The 21,861-nt window shown below is 61.8% G+C and carries 14 protein-coding genes and 3 pseudogenes; 9 read left to right on the top strand and 8 right to left on the bottom strand.

All coding sequences use genetic code 11. The annotated features are described in order from the left end of the window. Window positions 1–31 precede the first annotated feature (31 nt). The 7 genes from ACZZZP_RS22445 to gshB all read right to left on the bottom strand — a co-directional run bounded on the left by ACZZZP_RS22445 (window position 32) and on the right by gshB (window position 6,024). Window positions 32–1,303: a dihydroorotase gene (locus ACZZZP_RS22445; RefSeq protein WP_463384179.1), complete on the bottom strand. Its 1,272-nt coding sequence runs from the start codon at window positions 1,301–1,303 to the stop codon at window positions 32–34. After that, window positions 1,303–2,331 carry an aspartate carbamoyltransferase catalytic subunit gene (locus ACZZZP_RS22440; RefSeq protein WP_463384178.1) on the bottom strand — a complete coding sequence of 343 codons (1,029 nt, stop codon included), beginning with the start codon at window positions 2,329–2,331 and terminating at the stop codon, window positions 1,303–1,305. The genes ACZZZP_RS22445 and ACZZZP_RS22440 overlap by 1 nt, the downstream gene beginning before the upstream one ends. 11 nt (window positions 2,332–2,342) lie before the next feature. Continuing rightward, complete coding sequence (pyrR, locus tag ACZZZP_RS22435) at window positions 2,343–2,858, bottom strand: bifunctional pyr operon transcriptional regulator/uracil phosphoribosyltransferase PyrR (protein WP_463384177.1); 516 nt, start codon at window positions 2,856–2,858, stop codon at window positions 2,343–2,345. A gap of 33 nt (window positions 2,859–2,891) precedes the next feature. After that, the gene (ruvX, locus tag ACZZZP_RS22430; RefSeq protein ID WP_122492101.1) at window positions 2,892–3,329 is read right to left on the bottom strand and encodes a Holliday junction resolvase RuvX; all 438 of its coding nucleotides are present in this window, start codon (window positions 3,327–3,329) and stop codon (window positions 2,892–2,894) included. Then, window positions 3,326–3,895 carry a YqgE/AlgH family protein gene (locus tag ACZZZP_RS22425; RefSeq protein WP_122492100.1) on the bottom strand — a complete coding sequence of 190 codons (570 nt, stop codon included), beginning with the start codon at window positions 3,893–3,895 and terminating at the stop codon, window positions 3,326–3,328. The genes ruvX and ACZZZP_RS22425 overlap by 4 nt, the downstream gene beginning before the upstream one ends. Before the next feature lie 86 nt (window positions 3,896–3,981). Next, entirely contained in the window at window positions 3,982–4,875 is an 894-nt protein-coding gene (locus tag ACZZZP_RS22420) for an energy transducer TonB (RefSeq protein ID WP_463384176.1), read from the bottom strand. Between the two features lie 195 nt (window positions 4,876–5,070). Further along, on the bottom strand, window positions 5,071–6,024 hold the full coding sequence (gene gshB, locus ACZZZP_RS22415) for a glutathione synthase (RefSeq protein WP_463384175.1): 954 nt from the start codon (window positions 6,022–6,024) through the stop codon (window positions 5,071–5,073). 245 nt (window positions 6,025–6,269) lie between these two features. On the opposite strand from gshB, the gene pilG reads away from it, so the two are divergent. From pilG to ACZZZP_RS22370, 9 genes and pseudogenes are all read left to right on the top strand, one after another. Then, a complete protein-coding gene (gene pilG / locus ACZZZP_RS22410) occupies window positions 6,270–6,677 on the top strand; it encodes a twitching motility response regulator PilG (protein WP_108094981.1) in 408 nt (135 codons plus the stop codon). 46 nt (window positions 6,678–6,723) lie between these two features. After that, window positions 6,724–7,089, top strand: a complete 366-nt coding sequence (gene pilH / locus ACZZZP_RS22405) for a twitching motility response regulator PilH (protein WP_108094980.1) — start codon at window positions 6,724–6,726, stop codon at window positions 7,087–7,089. Between the two features lie 42 nt (window positions 7,090–7,131). Continuing rightward, the gene (locus tag ACZZZP_RS22400; RefSeq protein ID WP_122492097.1) at window positions 7,132–7,668 is read left to right on the top strand and encodes a chemotaxis protein CheW; all 537 of its coding nucleotides are present in this window, start codon (window positions 7,132–7,134) and stop codon (window positions 7,666–7,668) included. 85 nt (window positions 7,669–7,753) lie between these two features. Then, window positions 7,754–9,802, top strand: a complete 2,049-nt coding sequence (locus ACZZZP_RS22395) for a methyl-accepting chemotaxis protein (protein WP_122452945.1) — start codon at window positions 7,754–7,756, stop codon at window positions 9,800–9,802. A 45-nt stretch (window positions 9,803–9,847) separates the two neighbouring features. Continuing rightward, a complete protein-coding gene (locus ACZZZP_RS22390) occupies window positions 9,848–10,756 on the top strand; it encodes a CheR family methyltransferase (protein ID WP_463384174.1) in 909 nt (302 codons plus the stop codon). Window positions 10,757–10,781: 25 nt separating this feature from the next. Continuing rightward, window positions 10,782–18,613 (top strand): annotated as a pseudogene (locus ACZZZP_RS22385) (Hpt domain-containing protein). After that, window positions 18,559–19,556: pseudogene (locus ACZZZP_RS22380) on the top strand (chemotaxis protein CheB). The pseudogenes ACZZZP_RS22385 and ACZZZP_RS22380 overlap by 55 nt, the downstream one beginning before the upstream one ends. 67 nt (window positions 19,557–19,623) lie before the next feature. Further along, window positions 19,624–20,055, top strand: coding sequence for a chemotaxis protein CheW (locus ACZZZP_RS22375; RefSeq protein WP_463536975.1), 432 nt, complete (start codon window positions 19,624–19,626; stop codon window positions 20,053–20,055). 152 nt (window positions 20,056–20,207) lie between these two features. After that, a pseudogene (locus ACZZZP_RS22370) lies at window positions 20,208–20,739 on the top strand (ferritin-like domain-containing protein). Window positions 20,740–20,874: 135 nt separating this feature from the next. Here ACZZZP_RS22370 and ACZZZP_RS22365 read toward each other — a convergent pair. Then, on the bottom strand, window positions 20,875–21,594 hold the full coding sequence (locus ACZZZP_RS22365; RefSeq protein ID WP_463536974.1) for a 16S rRNA (uracil(1498)-N(3))-methyltransferase: 720 nt from the start codon (window positions 21,592–21,594) through the stop codon (window positions 20,875–20,877). Between the last annotated feature and the right edge of the window lie 267 nt (window positions 21,595–21,861).

Raw genomic sequence — 21,861 nt, 5'->3', positions numbered from 1 at the left:
GGCGGGCTTTTTGTTTTGTTGGGCGAACCCGTTAGGCCTGATAGCTGATATGCCCATCCACTAGCGTGTACCGCACGGCGCCAGGCAGGCAATGGCCCATGAACGGACTGTTCTGACCTTTGGAAAACCAGCGCTCGCCTGCAACGGTCGAGGCTTGCGGGTCAAACAGCAGCACGTCGGCCGGGCTGCCCACTGCCAGCCCACCGGCAGGCAGTCGCAGTGCCGCAGCAGGGCCAGCGCTCAGGCGCGCAAGCAAGGTTGGCACATCCAACAGGCCGTCTTGCACCAAGCTCATCGCCAGCGGCAGCAGCAACTCAACGCTGCTGATGCCCGGTTCGGTCGCGCCGAACGGCGCCAGCTTTGCGTCTGCTTCGTGTGGTTGGTGGTGGCTGGCGATCGCTTGGATCACGCCGGCCTTCACGGCGGCACGCAGGCCGTCGCGGTCGGCGCTGGTGCGCAGCGGCGGTTGCACGTGGTAAAGGCTGGAGAAGTCGATCAGCGCCTCGTCGGTGAGAATCAACTGATACAGCGCCACGTCCGCCGTCACGGGCAGGCCGCGTGCCTGGGCATCGGCGATCAGTTGAGCGCCGCGGGCGCTGGTGAGCTGGCTGAAGTGCGCGCGCACGCCAGTCTGCTCCACCAGCAACAGGTCCCGCGCCAGCGCGACGGTTTCCGCCGTTTCCGGAATACCCGGCAGGCCGAGAAAGCTGGCCGTGGCGCCTTCGTGGGCGAGGCCGCCTTCGGCCAAGTCGTGATCTTGCGAATGGAACACGACAGTCAAATCGAACGTGGCCGCATATTCCAGCGCACGGCGCAGCGTGCGGTTGTTGCGAAAGCTATCCAGGCCGTTGCCGAACGCGACGCAGCCTGCATCGCGCAGGGCAACCAGTTCGGCCAACTGCTCGCCCGCCAGGCCTTTACTCAAGGCGCCGATTGGAAACACTTTGGTGTGCCCGGCACTGCGGGCGCGATCGAGGATCAGCTCGGCCACTGCCGGGGTGTCGAGAATCGGTTTGGTGAACGGCGGGCAGCACAGGCTGGTGACACCGCCGGCCGCCGCCGCGAGGGTTTCGCTGGCGATGCTGCCTTTGCGGCTGTAGCCAGGCTCGCGGAGGGCGACGTTCAGATCAACCAGTCCGGGGCTGGCGATCAGGCCCGTGGCGTCGATGCTTTTATCCGCTTTGAAACCGGCCGGCTGAGCGCCGATGCCGGCAACCTTGCCGTCGGCAATAAACAGGTCGGCGACTTTATCCAGACCGCTGTTCGGATCGATTACGCGAGCACCGAGGATTTCTATACGCATCAGTTGTGCTCCTCAGTTGCTGGGTTGGCTTGGGCTTCCTGATTGAGCAGTCGCTGCGTGGTTTGTCCGCTCATGGCCATGGAAAGCACGGCCATGCGGATGGCGATGCCGTATGTCACCTGGTTGAGGATCACTGATTGCGGGCCGTCGGCCACCGCCGATTCGATTTCAACGCCTCGGTTGATGGGGCCGGGGTGCATGACCAGCGCGTCGGGTTTGGCCAACTTCAGGCGCTCACTGGTCAGGCCGTACAGGCGGTAAAACTCGCCTTCGCTGGGCAGCAGGCCGCCGGTCATGCGCTCGCGCTGCAGGCGCAACATGATCACCACGTCGACGTCTTTCAGGCCTTCGGCCAGGTCGGTGTAAATATTCACGCCGTACTGTTCGATGCCAACGGGCAGCAAGGTTTTCGGGCCGATGACGCGGATGTCCGGGCAGCCCAACGTCTTCAAAGCCAACATGTTCGAGCGGGCGACGCGCGAGTGCAGGATGTCGCCGACGATGGCCACGGACAGGTTTTCAAAGCTGCCCTTGTGCCGGCGAATGGTGAGCATGTCGAGCATGCCCTGGGTCGGGTGCGAATGGCGGCCGTCGCCACCGTTGATGATCGCCATGTCCGGGCACACGTGCTCGGCAATAAAGTGCGCGGCGCCCGAGTCGGCGTGGCGCACTACAAAGATATCGGCCGCCATGGCTTCAAGGTTGCGCAGGGTATCGAGCAGGGTTTCGCCCTTGCTGGTCGACGATGTCGACACGTTCAGGGTGATCACATCTGCCGACAATCGCTGCGCCGCCAGCTCAAAGGTGGTGCGCGTGCGGGTGGAGTTTTCGAAGAACACGTTGCACACGGTCTTGCCGCGTAACAGCGGCACCTTCTTGACCGCGCGTGCGCCGACTTCGAGGAAGGAGTCGGCGGTGTCGAGAATTTCGGTTAGCAACTCGCGAGGCAAGCCGTCGAGCGAGAGGAAGTGGCGCAGCTGGCCCAGGTCGTTGAGCTGCAGCGGGCGCTTGGCGTCTGTTGGCGTCATCGGGAGAAGTCTCAGTGGGCGGCGGAGGCGGGAGCCTGATGCTCAAGGGTGAGCGGGGCGGGGCCGAGCACTTTTACGCGCTCGTTGGGTGCCAGCGACAAGGTGGCGCCGACCACGTCCGGGCGAATCGGCAGTTCGCGGGAGTTGAGGTCCAGCAGGTTAACCAGCGTTACGCTGGCCGGGCGGCCGTAGTCGAACAGCTCGTTGAGCGCCGCACGAATGGTGCGTCCGCTCATCAATACGTCGTCCACCAGAACCAGGTGCTGACCTTCAATTTCGAACGGCAGCGCCGAGGGGCGCACCTGCGGATGCAGGCCATTCTGGGTGAAGTCATCGCGGTAGAACGACACGTCGAGAATGCCCAGCTCGGTGTCGCGCCCCATGGCTTGCAGCAGCGCCTGCGCCACCCACACGCCACCGGTGTGAATGCCGATAAAGCGCGGCTCGGTGATGTTTCGCTTGCGCAGGTGATCGGTGAGCGCGCTGGCCATTTGCGGCAGCAGCTCGGCGGGGTTGGGTAGCTTCATGGTCTCTCCTTGAATCGCAAAAAACGCAGAGCTTCAGGCGCCGCTGTGTTCGGCCAGCCAGCCCTCAAGCAGCAAGGCGGCGGCGAGGGCGTCGACCGGGTTGTCGCGATAACCGCCGCGCTGGCCCTGTTGAAGTCGCTCGCCTTTGGCGGCGTAGGTGGTCAGGCGCTCGTCGTGGGTGTGCACCGGCAAATTGAAACGGCCATTGAGGCGGCGGGCGAACTTCTCGGCGCGCTCGCTCATTTCGCTCGGTGTGCCGTCCATGTTCAGGGGCAGGCCAACCACAATGGCGTCTGGCTGCCATTCGCGCACCAACGCCTCGACTTTCTGCCAGTCCGGCACACCGTTTTGGGCTTTCAGTACGCAGAGTTCGCGCGCCTGGCCGGTAATCACCTGGCCGACGGCGACGCCGATCTGCTTTGTACCGTAGTCGAATCCGAGCAGCAGGCGTAGGGGCTTGTCGGCCATCAGGCGTGCCCGGCTTGAGAAGTGAGGAGGTTCAGGTTGATGCCCAAACGAGCGGCTGCGGCTTCCAGGCGTTTGTCGTAGGGCACGTCAAACAGGATGTTCGGATCGGCCGCACAGGTCAGCCAGGTATTGCCGATCAGCTCGCTTTCCAGTTGCCCGGCTTCCCAGCCCGCGTAACCGAGCACGATGATGTGTTTGTCTGGCCCGAAGCCGTCGGCGATGGCGAACAGCACATCTTGCGAGGTGGTCAGCGCCAGTTCACCCAATTCGGCGGTGGCCTGAAATTGCGGGCCGCTGGGGTGCAACACAAAACCACGGTCGGTCTGCACCGGGCCGCCGGAAAAAATCGGCAGGCTCTGGCAAATGGCTGGCGGCAGGGTTTCGGGGCGCAATTGTTCGAGCACGTCGGCGAGGTTCAGGCCGTTGGGGCGGTTGATCACCAAGCCCATGGCGCCCTGTTCGTTGTGTTCCACCAAGTAGGTGACGGTGTGCGCGAAATTCGGATCGGCCATGTGCGGCATGGCGATCAGAAGATGATTTTTGAGGTAGCTGGGGTTGGCTGCTTTCATGGCGCGTAGTGTCGCCGTTGGCTGGTGGCGATGACAAGCTGAGGGGGCGATTTGCTCGGGCGACGAGTCGTCGCTGGTCGGCGCTGTTATTTGCTGGACAGCTTGTCGCCGCGCTCGAAGCGCCAGGTGCGGATGATTTCCAGGCGGTCGATGTCAGCCAGATCTCCGGTGAAGGGTGCGAAGGGTGCCGACAGCCGCACGATGCGCAGCGCGGCCTGGTCCAGCAGTGGCTGGCCCGACGATTCCAGCACCTGAACTTCGTAGAGGCTGCCGTCCCGGTTGATTGACACCAGCAGCCGGAGGCTGCCGTAAACCCGTTGCTTGCGGGCTTCTTCGGGATAGTTGAGGTTGCCGACGCGTTCGACCTTTTTGCGCCAGTCATCCTTATACCAAGCGCCCTTGTCACGCATGGTCGATGCGGCGTTCAGGCGATGGATTTTCGGGCGTTTGGCATACAGCTGTTGTTCTTTGGCCAGCTCCGCTTCCAGCCCGGCGATTTCGGCAGACAGCTGCTCGGTGTCAAAAGCGGGGGCTTTGCGCGCGTCGGGCTGTGGCTTGGCCTCTTCACGCTTGACCGGGGTTTTCTCTTGCTTGGGCGCGGTGGTGGCCACGGCGGCTTTCGGCGCTTGCTGCTTGGTGGCCGGTGCTGGCGCGGTGGGCAGGGTGATGCGTTTGATTTCTTTGTCTTGGAACAGCGCTTGTTCAGTGGTCTTGGGCGCTGCTTTTTTATCCAGCGTGCCGCTGCCCTGTTGATTGTCCTGGGCGAGGTAGTCGGCCTCTTTGGGCTTTTCCTGGCTTTTGAAGGTGGACAGGGTGATTTCCAAGGTTTTGCTGATTTGGCTCGGCGGCACGAGGGTGAAGCTGACGCCGAGGATCAGCGCCGCGTGCAATGCCACCGCGAGAAACAGGGTAAAGCCCAGCCGGTCCGCAGGGCGGACGCCGTAGTCAGGAAGTTCGGGCAGGAGGGCGGGTGATTTCATCGCGCAACGGGGTCAATTCAGGTTGCCGCGCAGTCTCGCCGAGGGCTCGGTGAAAAGTCCATGAAGCACTGCGCGGCTTGGTGAAGCACTGGGCATTTCTGCGCTGTGGGTCTCGTGTCGCACCCACGCGTCGCTCTGTTCCTCTATGTGCTGAGGACAAATCGACGCGCGGTGGCACTTTCCTTTCGCGAGCCGTTAGCGGGCGTCCAGTTGAGCCTGAATGGCGGCCATCAACTGCTCGCCAATGCCGGTGTTGAAGGCGTTGTCGATTTCGCGGATGCAGGTCGGGCTGGTGACGTTGATTTCGGTGAGGTAGTCGCCGATCACGTCCAGGCCCACGAACAGCAAGCCCTTCTCCCGAAGCGTCGGGCCCACCTGGGCGGCAATCCAGCGGTCGCGCTCACTCAGCGGTCGCGCTTCGCCCCGGCCGCCAGCGGCAAGGTTGCCGCGGGTTTCACCCGCTGCCGGAATACGCGCCAGGCAGTAAGGCACCGGCTCGCCGTTGATCATCAGGATGCGTTTGTCGCCGTCCTTGATTGCCGGCAGGTACGCCTGCGCCATGATCTGTTGCTGGCCGTGCTGGGTCAGGGTCTCGAGAATCACCGACAGATTCGGGTCGCCTTCGCGGTGGCGAAAGATCGAGGCGCCACCCATGCCATCCAAGGGTTTGAGAATGATGTCACGGTGCTCAACGGCAAACTCGCGCAGAATGTCGGCGCGGCGGCTGACCAGTGTCGGTGGCGTGCAGTGTGGGAATTGCGTGGCGAACAACTTTTCGTTGCAGTCGCGCAGGCTCTGAGGGCGGTTAACCACCAGCACCCCGGCCCGCTCGGCTTGCTCCAGCAGGTAGGTGCTGTAGACGAACTCCATGTCGAAGGGCGGATCCTTGCGCATCAGGATCACATCCAGCTCACTCAGAGGCGCGTCGGTTTCATCGCCCAGCTCGAACCAATGCTGAGGATCGGCGAAGACTTTAAGGGCACGCATGCGCGCCTTGGCTTCTCCGGCAACCTGATACAGGTCGTGCTGTTCCATATAGAACAATGACCAACCACGGCCCTGAGCGGCCAGTAGCATGGCCAGCGAGCTGTCCTTCTTATAGGAGATGCCCGAAATTGGATCCATGACTATGCCGAGGCGAACGCTCATGGGGTGAATCCTCCGCGAAACGAATGCGACAGTTGAAATGTGTCGCGACTAGACTGTGTGGCGCCAGAGTGGCGATGGCGACCACTTCGGTCAAGGAAAAACCTTACGCTTCTGGGGCTTATAGATTGCTTCTAGAGAGTGTGCTAAAAAGGCCTACGATTGGGTCGCAGCCCGTAGCTGGTAGGCCTCAGGCGCACTGAAAACGTAGAAAAATAACGACTCATCGAGGCGATGGTAGGGCGAACATGGAACAGCATTCCGAAGGATTAAGGGTCATGGTCATCGACGATTCGAAAACGATTCGTCGCACCGCTGAGACCCTGCTGAAAAAAGTGGGTTGTGAGGTGATTACCGCCGTCGATGGTTTCGATGCGTTGGCCAAAATCGCTGACACACACCCCAATATCATTTTTGTCGACATCATGATGCCGCGGTTAGATGGCTATCAGACCTGCGCCCTGATCAAAAATAACAGTGCTTTCAAGTCCACCCCGGTAATCATGTTGTCCTCCAAGGACGGTCTGTTCGATAAGGCTAAAGGCCGAATCGTGGGTTCCGATCAGTACCTCACCAAGCCTTTCAGTAAGGAAGAGTTGCTCGGCGCCATCAAGGCACATGTCCCAGATTTCACCCCGGTGGAACAAGCATCTTGACGTTCGACCGCTAGGGCGGTGACGCAACCTTCCATAGGGAAACACCATGGCTCGAATTCTGATTGTTGATGACTCTCCCACCGAGATGTACAAGCTGACCGCCATGCTTGAAAAGCACGGTCACCAGGTACTCAAGGCGGAAAACGGTGCTGATGGCGTGGCGCTTGCCCGTCAGGAAAAGCCCGACGCCGTGTTGATGGATATCGTGATGCCGGGCCTCAATGGCTTCCAGGCCACCCGTCAACTGACCAAAGATGCTGATACCAATCACATTCCGGTAATTATCGTCACCACCAAAGACCAGGAAACCGATAAGGTCTGGGGCAAGCGCCAAGGCGCGCGTGACTACCTGACCAAACCGGTGGACGAAGACACGCTGCTGAAAACCTTGAATGCGGTGCTGGCGGGCTAACACCGCCACCACACCTATAAAAACTAGAAGGTTAAGGCCGACATGTCGGACGTGCAGACTCCCTTTCAACTTCTCCTCGAAATCGACCAGCGTTGTCGACTGCTGGCTGCCGGTTTGCCGTCGCAGCGGGCCGTGGTGCAGACCTGGAGTGGAATCGGCTTTCGCATGGGCGACCGCCTGTTCGTAGCACCGATGGGCGAAATCGGCGAAGTGCTTCACGAGCCACGGTTCACCTTGTTGCCCGGCGTTAAAAGTTGGGTGAAAGGTGTGGCCAACGTGCGTGGACGCCTGCTGCCGGTAATGGATATGTGTGGCTACTTCGGTACCGAGCTCTCTGCGCTGCGCAAGCAACGCCGGGTGCTGGTCGTAGACCACCAAGATGTTTTCGCTGGCCTGACCGTCGATGAAGTGTTTGGTATGCAGCACTTCCCGGTGGACAGCTTTACCGAGCAGTTGCCAGCGCTCGAAGCGGCTATTGAGCCCTTCATACATGGGGTTTTTCAACGCGAACAGCCATGGCTTGTGTTCAGCCCTCACGCGCTGGCACAGCATCCGGGCTTTCTCGACGTTGCGTATTGAATAAATCAGGTTGGGTCGGCGTTTGCCGGCCCTTTGGCGTTACACGGGAAAACGTAGTGCGGTGGGTCCAGGCGGGGGCCATACAATGAAAAAACTTAACGCAGGCAATCTATTGGCTGGAGTGCGTAGTAGCTCGTTGATCGCGGGACTGTTTATCGTCCTGATCGTGTCGATCGTGCTGCTCTTCGCCAACTTCGCCTACATCAACACCCAGTCGAACTACGACAAGGAATACATCAGCCACTCCGGTGAGCTGCGTGTGCTTTCCCAACGTATCGCGAAAAACGCCACGGAAGCTGCGGCCGGTAAGACAGAGGCGTTCGCCCTGTTGAAAGACGCGCGCAACGACTTCGAAAAGCGCTGGAGCTTCCTGGTTTCCGGTGACAACAACACCGGCCTGCCGCCAGCGCCTGCCATCGTGAAGCCAGAGATGGACGCGGTGCAGCAAGACTGGGACAGCCTGCGTAAAAACGCCGACGCCATTCTCGCCAGCGAACAAACCGTACTGTCTCTGCACCAGGTTGCTGCCACCTTGGCCGAAACCATTCCGCAGCTGCAGGTCGAGTACGAAGAAGTGGTCGACATTCTGCTGGAAAGCGGCGCGACCGCTGCCCAGGTATCGGTTGCCCAGCGTCAGTCGCTGTTGGCCGAACGTATCCTTGGTTCGGTGAACAAGGTACTGGCCGGTGACGAAGACTCGGTACAAGCCGCCGACATGTTCGGTCGCGACGCCAGCCTGTTCGGTCGCGTACTCAAGGCGATGATCGAAGGCAACGCCGCCATGAAGATCACCAAGGTCAGCGACCAGGAAGCCCTGGAGCGTCTGTCCGAGATTTCCGAGCTGTTCGAGTTCGTATCCGGTTCGGTAGACGAAATTCTCGAAACCTCGCCTGAACTGTTCCAGGTTCGTGAGTCGGCGAGCAGCATCTTTACCGTGTCGCAAACCCTGTTGGACAAAGCCTCGAAACTCGCCGGTGGCTTTGAAAACCTGGTGGGCGCGCGTTCCATGAACACCCTGGCCGGCTATGTGCTGGGTCTGCTGGCCATCGCCTCGATCGTGTTGATCGGTCTGGTAATGGTTCAGAGCACCCGCAGCCGACTGGCTGAAACCGCCGAGAAAAACGAACGTAACCAGGCGGCGATTCTGCGACTGCTCGATGAAATCGCCGACCTCGCGGACGGTGACTTGACCGTAGCGGCGACCGTAACCGAAGACTTCACCGGCGCCATCGCAGACTCGATCAACTACTCGATCGACCAGCTGCGCGACCTCGTTGCCACGATCAACCTGACAGCCGTACAGGTGGCCGCCGCCGCCCAGGAAACCCAGGCAACGGCGATGCATCTGGCCGAAGCATCCGAGCACCAAGCGCAAGAAATTGCCGGTGCATCGGCGGCGATCAACGAAATGGCCGTGTCCATTGACCAGGTATCGGCGAACGCCTCGGAATCGTCTGCGGTAGCGGAACGGTCCGTAGCCATCGCCAACAAAGGCAACGAGGTGGTGCATAACACCATCACCGGCATGGATAACATCCGTGAGCAGATCCAGGACACCTCCAAACGTATTAAACGTCTGGGTGAATCGTCCCAGGAGATTGGTGACATCGTTAGCCTGATTAACGACATTGCCGACCAAACCAACATCCTCGCACTGAACGCCGCGATCCAGGCCTCCATGGCCGGTGACGCCGGTCGAGGCTTCGCCGTGGTAGCGGACGAGGTACAACGCCTCGCTGAACGTTCCTCTGCTGCAACCAAGCAGATCGAGGCGCTGGTTAAAACGATTCAGACCGACACCAACGAAGCGGTTATCTCCATGGAGCAAACCACTTCCGAAGTAGTACGCGGTGCGCGTCTGGCGCAAGACGCCGGTGTGGCACTGGAAGAGATTGAAAAGGTATCCAAGACCCTCGCGGCCTTGATCCAAAACATCTCCAACGCCGCCCGTCAGCAAGCGTCCTCTGCGGGCCACATCTCCAACACCATGAACGTGATTCAGGAGATCACCTCGCAGACGTCCTCAGGTACCACCGCTACTGCCAAGAGCATTGGTAACTTGGCCAAAATGGCCAGTGAGATGCGTCGTTCGGTTTCTGGTTTTACCCTGCCAGAAGCAGCGGACCAGGCCTGATCGAGGAAAGCGCGATGACCTGAAAAGGTCATCGTCACTGGAGCCATGAGCGAGGGAGACGGCATGCAACCGAGCGGGGCGCCGGGTGGGGCGTCAAGTGGAACCTGGGTTCTCAAACCCCTGGTCGACATGACGCCTGCCGAATTCCACGACTGGCAAGCGCTGCTTGAAGAGCGCACCGGTGTGGTGATCAACGAACAGCGCCAGGCCTTTTTGCAGACCAACCTCAGCGCGCGCATGCGTGAGCTCGATGTGCCGGACTACGCCAGCTACTACCGGCAAGTCACGGCGGGTCCGCGTGGCGCCGTGGAGTGGTCAACCCTGCTGGACCGCCTGACCGTTCAAGAAACCCGTTTTTTCCGCCATCGCCCTTCGTTTGAAGTGCTTGAGCAATACCTGGCGTTGCGCCTGGCGCAGGCCCAGCCGGGGCAACAGCCCTGGGCGTTATGGAGCGTGGGTTGCTCCAGCGGAGAAGAACCGTACTCCATGGCCATAAGTGCCGCGGAAGTGCTGCGTGATAGCGAGCTGCCCGACCACTTTGGCGTAACGGGCACCGATATCAGCATGAACGCCTTGAGCAAGGCGCGTGACGGGGAATACGCCGCGCGTAAGTTCGAGCAGATGGATATAGACCTGTGCGAGCGCTACTTCGACGTGCAGGACGATGGTCGTTTGAAGGTAATACCGAGCCTGGCCGCACGCGTGTGTTGTGCAAGGCTCAACGTGCTGGAGTTGGCGAAAGCGCCGATGACCGGCATGGATGTCATTTTCTGTCAGAACTTGCTGATCTATTTTCGTCGCTGGCGTCGCCGCGAGATCCTCAACCGCCTGGCTGAACGCCTTGCGCCAGGTGGTCTGTTGGTAGTCGGCGTTGGCGAAGTGGTCGGTTGGCAGCACCCGGACCTGGAGCCGGTGGCCGACGAGCGAGTTCTGGCTTTTACCCGAAAGGGGTAACGAGCGGTTTATGAGTGGAGTTGCTGTGGGTGATCGGCACGATTATGTCGCCCTGGAGTGGGTTAAAGGCGAGATCGCAGAAACCCTGAAACAGGCACGGCAGGCCCTTGAGGCGTTCGTTGAGAACCCCGAGGACTCGACGCGCATGCGGTTCTGCCTGACCTATGCGCACCAGGTTCACGGCACTCTGCAAATGGTGGAGTTCTACGGCGCAGCCTTGCTCGCCGAAGAGATGGAGCACCTCGCCCAGGCCCTGATGGAAAACCGCGTCAGCAACCAGGGTGAAGCCCTGGAAGTGCTAATGCAGGCCATCCTGCAACTGCCTGTTTACCTGGACCGCATCCAAACCGCTCGCCGCGACCTGCCAATGGTCGTGCTGCCGCTGCTGAACGATTTGCGCTCGGCCCGTGGCGAAAAGCTGCTGTCCGAAACCAGCCTGTTCTCCCCTGACATGACCGTGCGCCAGCCGGCGCTGTCGGCTGATTCGCTGGCCCAACTGCGCACAGCCGACTTGCCGGTGCTGCTGCGCAAACTGCGCCAGATGCTGCAAATGGCGCTGATTGGCGTGATCCGCAATCAAGACCTGGGCACCAACCTCGGCTATATGGCCCGCGTGTTCGCCCGCCTCGAAGTGCTGTGCAAAGACGCGCCGCTAGGCCCGCTCTGGCAAATCGCCTCGGGCATCGTCGAAGGTCTGTCCAACGGCAGCGTGCTCAACGGCAGCTCCGTGCGCACCTTGTTGCGCCAGGTCGACAAAGAACTCAAACGTCTGCTGGAGCAAGGTGCCGATGGCATCAACCAGCCGGCCCCGGACGAGCTGACCAAGAACCTGCTGTTCTACGTCGCCAAGTCCAGCCCGCAATCGCCGCGTATCCGCCAGCTCAAAGAACAGTACCGCCTCGACGAAGCGCTGCCCGACGACGACATCGTCGACGAAGAGCGCGCCCGCCTCGCCGGCCCGGACCGTGACGCCATGCGCTCGGTGGTCGCCGCGCTGTGCGAAGAACTGGTGCGGGTCAAAGACAGCCTCGACCTGTTCGTGCGCAGCGACCGCAGCAAGGTCGCCGAGCTGGACGGCCAGTTGGCGCCGCTCAAGCAAATCGCCGACACCTTGGCTGTATTGGGTTTCGGCCAGCCGCGCAAAGTCATTCTCGACCAGATCGATGTGGTGCATGGCCTGTCCCTCGGCCAGCGTGAACCTAGCGATGCGGTGTTGATGGATGTCGCCGGGGCACTGCTGTACGTGGAAGCGACCCTGGCCGGCATGGTCGGCCCCGCCGAAGACGGCCGCCGCGAAGAAAGCCATCTGCCCACCACCGACGTTGGCCAGATTCACCAGTTGGTGATTAAGGAAGCGCGCAACGGCCTGGAACAGGCGAAAGACGCGATCATCGAATTCATCGCCTCGCAGTGGAACCACGAGCACCTGGCCCGTGTGCCAGAGCTGCTGACCCAGGCCCGTGGCGGCTTGGCCATGATTCCGTTGGAGCGTGCCGCCGCGTTGCTGCAGGCGTGCAACCGTTATATCCAGGAGCAACTGCTGGCGCGCAAAGCCGTCCCGAACTGGCAGAGCCTCGACACGCTGGCCGACGCCATCACCAGCGTCGAGTACTACCTCGAACGCTTGAGCGAAGACCATGCCGCCCAAGGCGACCTGATTCTCGACGTCGCCGAGGAAAGCCTGGAAGCCCTGGGTTATCCGCTTAAAGAAAAGCCGTCGATCCTGGATCGCGTTGAGCCGGAGCCGGAAACATTCGCGCCCCTGGCCGACCCGATGCACGACATCGACGTGCTGGAGCAAGCGCCTGAGATGGCTGACGAAGCCGAGCCGGCGCCTGCGCCGTTTGAGGCTGAGCCGTCGTCGTTTGAATCGGATTTTGGCGTTATTGAAGAAAGCTTCAGCCTCGAAGACCTGCCGGTTGTCGACACCGCGAGCGCGCCCGCCAGCGGCGACGCCGGCGGTATCGAATTCTCCCTAGAAGAGTTGCAGGCGCCCGAGCCAGCTCCACAGCTGGCCGACGACGAGTTGAGCCTGGGCTTCAGTGAACTGCAAAGCGTTGAGCTGGAAAGCACTGAGCTTGAAATCGCCGAGCCGGACCTGCTGCCGCTTGAAGACAGCTGGACCCTCGAAGACCTTCCCGCCGCGCCGGGCGAAGTGGTTGAGCTGAGTTCGTTTGAAGAGCTGCCAACGCTGGACCTCAACGACGAACCGCTGACCCTTGGCGACGTGTCGACCGAATGGAACAGCGACAGCCTTGAGCACCGCGACCTCGAACTCGATGCCCCCGAGGCGCCGGTGTTCTCGTTGGAAGATGGCGGTCTGGAAGAGTTGAGCCTGGACGCGCTGGACGACAATCCGGCCGACTGGAACGAAGCCGAACTGGCTGAACTGGACTTGCCCGAAGTCGAGCTGCCGGTTGCCGAGCCGCAAGCGCCTGTCGCTGCGGCACCGACTGAGAAGCCGATGTCGATGGCCGACGTCATGGCCACCCCGGTGCAGGCGATTAACCCGCCTGCGCAAGACCGTACCGCCGAGCCTGCTGCCGCCGCCCGAAGGCGAAGAGCCGATTGATGAAGACTTGCCCGAAGTCTTCATCGAAGAAGTCGGCGAGGTGCTGGAAACCATCGCCGAATACCTGCCGCAGTGGCGTGCTGACACCGACAACAAAACCGCGCTCACCGAAGTGCGCCGCGCCTTCCATACCCTTAAGGGCAGTGGTCGCATGGTGCGTGCGCTGATTATCGGCGAGCTGGGCTGGTCCATCGAAAACCTGCTTAACCGCGTGCTCGACCGCAGCATTCAGCCCGACGAAGACGTGCAGCAAGTGATTGCCGACGTAGTTGCGCTGATGCCCGCGCTGGTCGATGAGTTTGCCGCCAAGGCCCAGCGCCAGCGCGACGACGTCGATGCGCTGGCCGCCACCGCCCACGCCTTGGCCCGGGGGCAGCGCCGCCCAAAAACCTGAAGCCCCGGCGCCCGTGCAGGCAGCCGACGCCGTGGGCGAAACGGCGGCTGTCACCTCGCCAGAAATCGAAGCGCTGGACCCGCAGCTGATCGAGATTTTCCGTAATGAAGCGGAAACCCACCTCGACACGTTGGTGGGCTTCCTCCGCCGATTGCGCCCAGCAGTTGCCGCAGGAAATCACCGATAACCTGCAACGCGCCTTGCACACCCTCAAGGGCAGCGCGCACATGGCTGGCATTCTGCCGATTGCAGAAATTGCCACGCCGCTGGAAAAGCTGGCCAAAGAATTCAAAACCAACCTGATCCCCATGGACCTGGCCGAAGCGGAATTGCTGCACACCGCCGAACAGCTGTTCCGTCAGGGTCTGGAACAGCTCGAAACCCATCCGCTGGCGCCAATCGAAGGGGCTCCCGAGTTCCTCGAACGCGTTGCCAAGCTGCACCAGGAACGCCTGGAAACCGCCCAGGCGGCCCGCGAAGACCTGCAAGGCAGCGACAAGCGCGACCCGCAACTGATCGGCATTTTCCTCTCCGAAGGCATGGACATTCTGCTGGACGCCGAGGACCTGCTGCGCAAATGGCGCGAGCATCCTTCCGAGCGTCAGGAACTGAGTGCGCTGCTTGACGAGCTGACCACCCTAGGCCGTGGCGCCGAGATGGCCGAACTGCCGCAAATCGATGAGCTGTGCGAGGCCCTGTTGGACCTCTACGGTGCCGTCGAAGAAGGCAGCCTGGCGGTGAGCGAGCGCTTCTTTAGTGAAGCGGAAAGCGCCCACGAAGCGCTGATCAGCATGATGGATCAGGTGGCTGCCGGCCTGCAGGTAAGCGCCGAGCCGCAACGCGTCGAAGCCTTGCGTCAGTTGCTGGGCGAGGCACTCGACCCCCAGACCCTGGCGCTGTTGAGCCCCGGCGGTGAAGCGGGGCTGAATATCGTCGAGCTGGACGAAGCCACCGCCGACCTGCACATGGCCGAGTGGAACAACGACAACGGCAATGACGAACCACCGGTGCAGGAATACGACCTGTCAGCGTTCGACGCCTTGCCGAACGTGGAAAAGGTGGCCGACGAGCCGCTGCCGTCCGACGATTTGATGCCGGCCGTTGAAGAACTGGCTGCCATCGAGCCCGCGCCGGAGCCCTTGGCGCAAGCGCCAGCGGTTGAAGCTGAAGCCGATCCGCTCGACGCTGAGATGGTGGAAATCTTCCTCGAAGAGGCGGTGGACATCCTCGGCTCGGCCAGGCCTTGGACCGTTGGCTCGGTGAGCCAGACAACAATTTGGCCCTGTCTTCCCTGCTGCGCGACTTGCACACCCTAAAGGTGGCGCGTATGGCGGCCATTCGCCCAATCGGCGACCTGGCCCACGAGCTGGAAACCCTGTACGAAGGCTTGGTCGACCGCCGTTATAGCTATTCGCCTGCGCTATGCGGCCTGCTGCAACGCAGTCACGACAAACTCGCCGTGCTGTTGGATCAGTTGCAGGCTAACCAGCCGCTGCACGATCCGGCGGACTTGGTTCAGGACATCCGCAACTTTCGCCAGGGCGGCGCGCAGAGCCTCTCCGCCGCAGCGGTAATGCTCGATGACCTCGAACTCGCCGAACCGGTTGAACTGACCGACGTCGACGCGGCCCTGGTTGAAGACGTGCCGAGCCCGGGCGCAATTGATTGCCGCCGAAGACGAGCTGGAAGAGCTGCCGCTGGTGGAACCGGTGGACGCTGAGCTTGAACCGGACGCTATCGACTTCGACGACGTGACAGCCACCGCCGAACTGAGCGCTGAAGAACTGCGCGACGTGCTGCCTGAGCCTGAGCTTGAGCTAGACGCGCCGGAGTTGGCGAACGACGAGCCCCGCGTTGAAGACCTCGCCCCGGTTGCCGACGTTGCCGACGTTGCTGAGCTGCCTGAGCCTGAGCCCGAGCCCCGCGCCGCAGCCTGTCGCGTACGAAGCGCCAGCCCCGACCGCCTTCGATGACGAGCGCGATCCGGAGCTGGTGGAAATCTTCCTTGAGGAAGGTTTCGACATCATCGACAGCTCCAGCGCCGCCTTGCAGCGTTGGAAAGATGACCTCGATAACAGCCTTGAGCTGGAATCGTTGCAGCGTGATCTGCACACCCTCAAGGGTGGTGCGCGCATGGCCGAGATTCGCGAAATTGGCGACTTGGCCCACGAACTGGAATTCCTTTACGAAGGCTTGGGCGATGGCCGTTTGCGCGCCAGCCCAGGGTTGTTCGTGCTGCTGCAAAGCTGCCACGACCGTCTGGCCGAGATGCTCGAAGCCGTGCGCGACAAGCGTCACGTGCCCAAGGGCGACGACCTGATCGAGACCATCAAACGCTTTCGCGCCAACCCCGACGAACAACTGAGCATGCCTTCGAGCGTGCACCTGGTTGCCGCCGTCGAGGAGCCCGTCGCGGACGATGCCGAAGACGACGACATCCTCGATATCTTCCTCGAAGAGGCCGACGACCTGCTGGAAAGCATGGAAAGCGCTATTGGCCGTTGGGAAGAAAAGCGTGACGACAGCGATGCCATCGACGACATGCTGCGCATTCTGCACACCCTTAAAGGCGGTGCGCGCCTGGCCGGTCAGAAAGCCCTTGGCGACCTGACCCACAACCTGGAACAACACCTGACCGAGGCGCAGCAACAAGGCGCGCCTTGGCCAGAGAGTCTGTTCCTCGATGTGCAATCGGGCTTCGAAGCGCTGCAAGGCGAACTCGATCAACTGCGTCAGCGCGTCAACGACAGCATGGCGGCCGACCTGGCCCAAGCCAGCCAGGAACCGGCCGAGCCACCAGCGCCCGCACCGAGCACGTTGCCGGCCGTGCATACGCTGGCCAATCCGATTGTGGCTGCCAGCGGAGTTCTCGTCGGCGCCGGTTGCTTCCAAGGTGCTGCCGTTTGTACGCCGCGCCCAAGAGGCCGCGCTGGATGCCGCCGCTCGGCGCGCCCCGCAAGAACTGGTGAAAGTCCCGGCCGAGTTGCTGGAAGGCCTGGTGAACCTGGCCGGTGAGACTTCGATTTTCCGGGGTCGCGTCGAGCAGCAGGTCAGTGACTTCGGTTTCACTCTCGGCGAGATGGAAGCGACCATTGACCGGGTGCGCGACCAGTTGCGCCGCCTCGACATCGAAACCCAGTCGCAAATCATCAGCCGCTTCCAGGCCGAAGCCGAGCGCGTGGGCTACGAAGATTTCGACCCGCTGGAAATGGACCGTCACTCGCAGTTGCAGCAGCTCTCGCGCGCACTGTTCGAGTCGGCCTCCGACTTGCTGGAACTGAAAGAAACCCTGGCCGCGCGTAACCGCGATGCCGGAAACCCTGTTGCTGCAACAGGCGCGCGTTAACACCGAACTGCAAGAAGGCCTGATGCGCACGCGCATGGTGCCGTTCGACCGCTTGGTGCCACGTCTGCGCCGTATCGTTCGCCAGGTGGCGAGCGAGCTGGGCAAACAGGTCGACTTTATTGTCGGTAACGCCGACGGCGAGATGGACCGTACTGTTCTCGAACGTATCGTTGCGCCGCTGGAACACATGCTGCGTAACGCCGTCGACCACGGTATTGAACCGAGCGATGTGCGCCGCGCGGCGGGCAAAAGCGAGCAGGGCACCATTCGCCTGAGCCTCGGCCGCGAGGGTGGCGACATTGTGCTGACCCTGGCCGACGACGGTGGCGGCATCAAGCTCGACGCCGTGCGCCGTAAAGCGCTTGAGCGCGGCATGATGGACAGCGCCTCGGACCTGACCGATTACGAAATTCTGCAATTCATTCTGGAAGCCGGTTTCTCCACCGCCGAAAAGGTCACACAGATCTCCGGCCGTGGCGTGGGCATGGACGTGGTGCACTCCGAGGTGAAACAACTCGGCGGCTCCATGAGCATCGACTCGGTACCGGGCGAGGGCACCACCTTCCGCATCCGTCTGCCGTTCACCGTGTCGGTAAACCGCGCGTTGATGGTGCTCTCCGGTGAAGACCTGTACGCCATTCCGTTGAACACCATTGAAGGTATCGTGCGGGTGTCGCCGTACGAGCTGGAAGCCTATTACGCACCGGACGCGCCGCGTTTCGAATACGCCGGCCAAGCGGTAGTGAGCTGCGTTACCTGGGCGACCTGTTGAACAACGGCCAGCAACCGAAACTGGTGGGCCAAAGCCTGCCGCTGCCGGTGATTCTGGTGCGCTCCAGCGACCACGCCGTAGCCGTGCAAGTGGACTCACTGGCCGGTTCGCGCGAGATCGTGGTGAAGAGCCTCGGCCCGCAGTTCGCCGGTGTGCATGGCATTTCCGGTGCGACCATCCTCGGAGACGGTCGCGTGGTGGTGATTCTCGACCTGCTGGCGACCATTCGGGTGCGTCACGCGCACCTGCTCAACCAGCTGCAAACCCGCACTGTCAGCCGTACCGCCCTGCCCGCCGAGGTGGAAGTGGAGCGTCCGACGCTGGTTATGGTGGTCGACGACTCGGTTACCGTGCGTAAGGTCACCAGCCGCCTGCTCGAGCGTAACGGCATGAACGTACTCACCGCCAAAGACGGTGTGGACGCCATCTCGCTGCTGCAAGAGCACAAGCCGGACATCATGCTGCTGGACATCGAAATGCCGCGCATGGACGGTTTCGAAGTGGCCAACCTGGTGCGTCACGACCAGAACCTGCAAGACCTGCCGATCATCATGATCACCTCGCGTACCGGTGATAAACACCGTGAGCGGGCGATGAACGTTGGCGTTAACGATTACCTCGGCAAGCCGTACCAAGAGTCGTTGCTGCTGGAAACCATCGCCAAGCTGGTCGCCGAACACCCGGTTAAACGTACACGAGTGAGAAAAACAGCGCACGCATCGCCGTGCTCGCCGACACCTCGTTGCAGCGCCATGTGCTGCAACAGGCGCTGACGGGCAGCGGCTATAACGTGGTGCTCAACACCGACCCCGCGCGGCTCGATGCCGAGGCGCTGGCCGCCTGCGAAGCGGACTTGTGGTTGGTGGACTTGGCGCAGTCCGAAGACTCGCCGCTCGATCGACACCCTGCTGGAACATGCCGACGTGCCGGTGCTGTTTGGCGAAGGCCATGCGCCGGAACGCCATTCGGAGAACTACCCGCGCTGGGAGCGCCGTCTGGTCGGCAAGCTCAAGCGGTTGGTAGGTGACCCCACGCAAGCGGTTGGCCCAAGCCTGCAAGCCTTGTTTGACGAAGCGCAGCGCCCCGCGCGGTTGGATTTACCGACAGCGCTGGCCAACTACGCCGCTGGCCGCCGGCGCGCCCGCGCGTCAGGTGTGGCTGCTGGCCGCTTCATTGGGCGGTCCGGCGGCGGTCAAAGCCTTTCTCGATGCGCTGCCGGGCGGCTTGCCGATTGGCTTTATCTACGCCCAGCACATCGACGCCAGTTTCGAAGCCACCCTGCCGCAGCCGTGGGCCGTCACAGCCAATGGCACGTCAATTCCGCACGCCAAGGCGACGCGGTGCGCTGTGGTGAAGTGGTGGTGGCGCCCATTCAATACGAACTGGGCTTTGCCGAAGACGGCGCCATGAAGATTGCCGACCGAGGCTGGCCGGAACCGTACAGCCCGTCTATTGACCAGATGATGCTCAACCTCGCCCAGCATTTCGGTGCCATGAGCGGAGTGATCGCCTTCAGCGGCATGGGCAGCGACGGCAGCGCCGCAGCAGCCTATGTGCGGCGTCAGGGCGGCGCCATCTGGACCCAGCGCGCCGACAGTTGCGCCTGCGCGAGCATGCCCTGACAGCCTGCGCGAAGGCGGCTACAGCGCCTACAGTGGCGACCCGCGCGAACTGGCGGAAACGCTGGTCAGCCATTTAGCGTCGCAGTGCGCCTGATAGCGCCGACAGGATTTCTCCATGAGCCAAGCCGTCACCCCCAACCACCGCCTCAACCGCCACCAGTATCACCGGGTTGCTGGTGCCCCTGGCCGACCGCACCTTGCTGCTGCCGAACGTGGCCGTGGCCGAGCTGATTCCCTATCGCGCGCCGCAGGTAACGCCCGGCATGCCGGCCTGGTTCCTCGGGCAAATGGCCTGGCGGGATTTGAGCTTGCCGCTGCTGTCGTTTGAAGCCGCTTCCGACGGTCAGCCGCAGATTCGCCCCGGCGCCCGCGTGGCCGTGATCAACGCCTTGGGCGGCCGGCCCAACGTGAAATTCCTTGCGCTGCTGGTGCAAGGTATTCCGCGCTCGCTGAAAGTGGGCACCGAACTGGCCCGCGCCGACGTACCGCTGGCGCCGTTGGAACTGGACGCCGTGAGCTTCGGTGAAGCGGTAGCCAAGATTCCCGACCTGCTGGCCCTGGAGCAGATGCTCGCGGATGCCGGCTTGATCTGATGCCCGCTCGTTGGGCTTCGCACCACGAAGCCCAACGCTAGCCCCTCACAAAACTTCAAACTTTTCCCCGCCTCGCCACTCACACTCAGTACACCGAGACGCCGGCCGCTAGAGCCTGCGCTACCGACCGTTCTGCTGATGGAGAGTGAAAAATGACTGTTGTTCTGATGACCGACGTGGCCACGCTGCGTCAACGCGCGCGCCAGCACATTGAAGAAGGCGCGATTACCGAGGGCTACTCGGCCAACCGCGAAGAAGTGATCAAGCTGCTCAACACCGCGCTGGCCACCGAGCTGGTGTGCTACCTGCGTTACAAGCGCCACTACTTCATGGCCACCGGCCTGGAAAGCCAGCGCCGCTGCCGCCGAGTTCCTTGAGCACGCCCAACAAGAGCTGGCGCATTCGGACCAGTTGGCCGAACGCATCATGCAGCTGGGCGGCGAGCCGGACTTCAATCCAGCAAGCCTGACCGAGCGCTCCCACGCCGAATACGTGGAAGGCGCGACGCTGAAAGAGATGATTACCGAGGACCTGGTGGCCGAACGTATCGCCATCGACAGCTACCGGGAAATCATCAACTACCTCGGCAACGACGACCCGACCTCGCGCCGCCTGTTTGAAGAGATTCTGGCGCAGGAAGAAGAGCATGCGGATGATTTGGCGGATTTGTTGAAGGACTCTTGAGGATAGGCGTTTCGCTCCACCCTCACCCCTAGCCCCTCTCCCCAAGGGCGAGGGGAACTGAGCGGCGACTCGGTTAGCTCCCCTCGCCCGCTTTCGGGAGAGGGGCTGGGGGTGAGGGCCGACGCAAACGCAGAACTAAAAATCCCCCCACAGCTGCTGCGCCACGCTCAACGCCACCACCGGCGCCGTCTCCGTGCGCAACACCCTCGGCCCTAACCGCGCCGCCTGAAACCCCCTGCCCTGCGCCTGGGCCACTTCGGCGTCTGACAAACCACCCTCCGGCCCAATCAGAAACGCCAACGACTGCGGCTTGTCATGACCGGTCAGTGGCTCGGCCACGGGGTGCAGCACGAGTTTCAAGTCGGCCTGGGCCTGCTCAAGCCACTGCGCTAAAACAACCGGCGGATGAATCACCGGCAACACCGAACGCCCACACTGCTCGCACGCACTGATCGCCACTTGCCGCCAGTGCTCCAGGCGTTTGTCTTCACGCTCGCCTTTCAGGCGCACCTCGCAGCGTTCACTGACGATGGGCGTGATCTCGTTGGCGCCCATTTCCGTGGCTTTCTGAATCGCCCAGTCCATGCGCTCGCCGCGAGACAGCCCCTGGCCCAGATGAATATGCAGCGGCGATGGCGCTTGTCCCGGCAGCGCTTCGCGCAGTTCCACGCGCACGTTCTTTTTGCCTACTTCAATCAGCTCGCCAAGAAACTCCTGGCCGCTGCCGTCAAACAGCTGCACCGCATCGCCAACGGCATGACGCAGCACGCGGCCGATGTAGTGGGCCTGGGTTTCTGGCAGGTCGTGGTGGCCGATGGAGAGGGGGGCGTCAATAAAAAATCGAGAGAGGCGCATGGCGAAATGGCAGTTGCGATAGGGGCGGCAAGCATAGCCCAGAGCGTGTTTGAAATTCTCGTTCGCGCACGCGGTGCGCGCTTCAAATAGCCGGGAAAAGTTCATCGATGCTCCGGTAATACTTCGGATAACGCTAACTAATGTAAGTGTTTTGAAGTCTACGAAAGTTGATTAACTGAATGTCGAAAGCGTGCACACGATTTAATAGGAAAACACTTGTTTATCAGCTGTATAGATCGCTTTCGGTGCGCTAAAAAGTGCCGTTTT

Source organism: Pseudomonas sp. AC211 (assembly GCF_979258055.1).
Note: the sequence above shows the minus strand (reverse complement) of the source record. Positions and strands in the feature narration are given on the sequence as shown.